Annotated in this window: 4 protein-coding genes; all 4 read right to left on the minus strand. The window is 68.8% G+C overall.

The features are described from left to right. On the minus strand, positions 1 to 183 hold a 183-nt coding region (locus ACYVE7_RS32045), incomplete at its 3' end, for a carboxylesterase family protein (protein ID WP_460370065.1). A 73-nt stretch (positions 184 to 256) separates the two neighbouring features. Continuing rightward, positions 257 to 1,522, minus strand: coding sequence for a sulfate adenylyltransferase subunit 1 (locus tag ACYVE7_RS32050; protein WP_460370067.1), 1,266 nt, complete (start codon positions 1,520 to 1,522; stop codon positions 257 to 259). 11 nt (positions 1,523 to 1,533) lie between these two features. Beyond that, the gene (gene cysD, locus ACYVE7_RS32055) at positions 1,534 to 2,448 is read right to left on the minus strand and encodes a sulfate adenylyltransferase subunit CysD (protein ID WP_460370068.1); all 915 of its coding nucleotides are present in this window, start codon (positions 2,446 to 2,448) and stop codon (positions 1,534 to 1,536) included. A 7-nt stretch (positions 2,449 to 2,455) separates the two neighbouring features. Further along, on the minus strand, positions 2,456 to 2,868 hold a 413-nt coding region (locus ACYVE7_RS32060; RefSeq protein WP_460370070.1), incomplete at its 5' end, for an inositol monophosphatase family protein.

Raw genomic sequence — 2,868 nt, forward strand, 5'->3', positions numbered from 1 at the left:
CGGCGCGACCCCGAACCGCGTCGCCTCGGCGACCCCGTCCCACGGAGTGACGGGCCGCGGCGCGAGCAGCCGGAGCGCGCCTTCGGGCCGGGCCGCGTACGGGACGCCCTTGAAGACGTGCACCCCGCCCGCCTCGCTGCCCCGCACCTGTCCGGAACCGGTCTTGACCACGCCGCTGTCCATGACGAGAAGGCTACCGGGACGGAACGGCGACGCCCCGGCACTCCAACGGGAGCACCGGGGCGGCCCAGTTCGGCTAACGCAGCGGGTTGGAGATCATTCCCGCGGCAACGGTGGCGTTGGTGGCCTCGTCGATGAGGATGAAGCCGCCGGTGAGCCGGTTGCGGTTGTAGTCGTCCACGAACAGCGGCTGGGTGACGCGCAGCGTGACCCGGCCGATCTCGTTGAGGGCGAGACCGTCGACGTCCTCGTCGCGGTGCAGGGTGTTGACGTCCAGCCGGTACTGAATGTCCTTCACCATGGCGCGGACGGTGCGCGTCGTGTGCTTGAGGGTGAGCTTGGCGCGCGGGCTGAGCTTCTTGGTCTCGTCCATCCAGCAGATCATCGCGTCGAGGTCCTGGGTGGACTGCGGCTGGTTGGCGGGCCGGCAGATCATGTCGCCGCGCGAGATGTCGATCTCGTCGGCGATCCGGATCGTCACCGACATCGGCGGGTAGGCCTCCTCGACGGGGCCGTGCGGGCCGTCGATGTGGGTGATCGTGGTGGTGAGCCCGGACGGCAGGTGCATGACCTCGTCGCCCGGCTTGAGGATGCCGCCCGCGACCTGCCCGGCGTAGCCGCGGTAGTCGTGCAGGTCGGCGTCCGTCGACTTGTAGGGGCGGATCACGTACTGGACGGGGAACCGCACGTCGATGAGGTTCCGGTCGGACGCGATGTGCACGTGCTCCAGGTGGTGGAGCAGGCTGGTGCCCTCGTACCACGGCATGTTCACCGACCGCTCGACGACGTTGTCGCCGTGCAGCGCCGACAGCGGGATGAACGTCAGGTCGGTGATGGCGAGCTTGGACGCGAACGAGGTGAACTCGTCCTGGATCCGCTCGAACACCTCCTGGGCGTAGTCGACGAGGTCCATCTTGTTGACGGCGACGACGAGGTGCGGCACCTGCAGCAGGGTGGTGAGGAACGCGTGCCGCCGCGACTGCTCCTGGATGCCCTTGCGGGCGTCGACCAGGATGATCGCGAGGTCGGCGGTGGAGGCGCCGGTGACCATGTTCCGGGTGTACTGGATGTGCCCGGGGGTGTCGGCGATGATGAACTTGCGGCGGGGGGTCGCGAAGTAGCGGTAGGCCACGTCGATGGTGATGCCCTGCTCGCGTTCGGCGCGCAGGCCGTCGGTGAGCAGCGCGAGGTTGGTGTACTCCTCGCCGCGGTCGGCGGAAGTGCGCTCCACGGCCTCCAGCTGGTCCTCGAAGATCGACTTCGAGTCGTAGAGGAGACGGCCGATCAGGGTCGACTTGCCGTCGTCCACCGAACCGGCGGTGGCGAAGCGGAGAATGTCCATGCGCGGGGCCATTAGAAGTACCCCTCCTTCTTCCTGTCTTCCATCGCGGCTTCGGAGGCGCGGTCGTCGGCGCGGGTGGCGCCGCGCTCGGTGATCCGGGTGGCCTGGATCTCCTCGATGATGTCGTCGAGGGTCGAGGCGGTGGACTTCACGGCGCCGGTGCAGGAGATGTCGCCGACGGTCCGGTAGCGGACGACCGCGTCGAAGACGGGCTCGTCGTCGCCTCGGTGGGCGGGCGGCAGGTCGGCCAGCAGCATCCCGTCGCGTTCGAACACCTTGCGGGTGTGCGAGAAGTAGATCGACGGCAGTTCGATCCCCTCGCGGCGGATGTAGTCCCAGATGTCCAGCTCGGTCCAGTTGGAGATCGGGAACACCCGGACGTGCTCACCACGGTGGATCTTGGTGTTGTACAGGTTCCAGAGTTCGGGCCGCTGGTTCTTGGGGTCCCACTGGCCGAACTCGTCACGGAAGGACACCACGCGCTCCTTGGCGCGCGCCTTCTCCTCGTCGCGGCGGGCCCCGCCGAACGCGGCGGTGAACTCGTGCTCCTCGATCGCCATCAGCAGCGGAACGGTCTGGAGCTGGTTGCGGGACGCCCTGCGCCCCTTCTGCTCCACGACCTGGCCCTTGTCGATGGCGTCCTGCACGGACGCCACGACCAGCCGCAGGCCGAGCTCGGCGACCTTGCGGTCCCGGTAGTCGATCACTTCGTCGAAGTTGTGCCCGGTGTCGACGTGCATCACCGGGAACGGGATCGGCGCGGGCGCGAACGCCTTCTGCGCGAGGCGCAGCATGACGATGCTGTCCTTGCCGCCGGAGAACAGCAGCACGGGCCGTTCGAACTCGGCCGCGACCTCGCGGATGATGTGGATCGACTCGGCCTCGAGGACGTCGAGCTGGGACATCAGGTAGTCGGCGCGTTGCATCGGTTCCTCAGTTCAACCCAGAAAGGATCAGCTCTGCCAGGGCGGGGTGGCTGACCAGGATATCCGGCAGGTAGGGGTCATCTTCGTTGTAGGTCAAGGCCGACCCGTCCAGCCGGGTCGCGTGGTATCCGGCGCCGAGCGCGACGGCCGCGGGGGCGGCGTTGTCCCACTCGTACTGGCCGCCGCCGTGCACGTAGACGTCGACGTCGCCGAGCACCACCGCGGCGATCTTCGCGCCGGCCGAACCCATCGGGACCAGCTCCACGGTGTGGCCGTCGGCCTCCAGCTTCGCCACCAGCTCGTGGACGATCTGCGGCGGACGCGTCCGGCTCACCACGATCCTGATCGCGCCGTCCCGCTCGCCCGCCGCGACCGGCGTGCCGCCGACGGCGGTGCCGCCGTCGGGGGTGGTCGCCAGGG

The organism is Actinocorallia lasiicapitis, assembly GCF_054778695.1.

Bases quoted from the DNA above. Each gene is read 5' to 3' on its own strand.
- cysD (WP_460370068.1), bottom strand. From the start codon at position 2,448: ATGCAACGCGCCGACTACCTGATGTCCCAGCTCGACGTCCTCGAGGCC.
- ACYVE7_RS32050 (WP_460370067.1), bottom strand. From the start codon at position 1,522: ATGGACATTCTCCGCTTCGCCACCGCCGGTTCGGTGGACGACGGCAAG.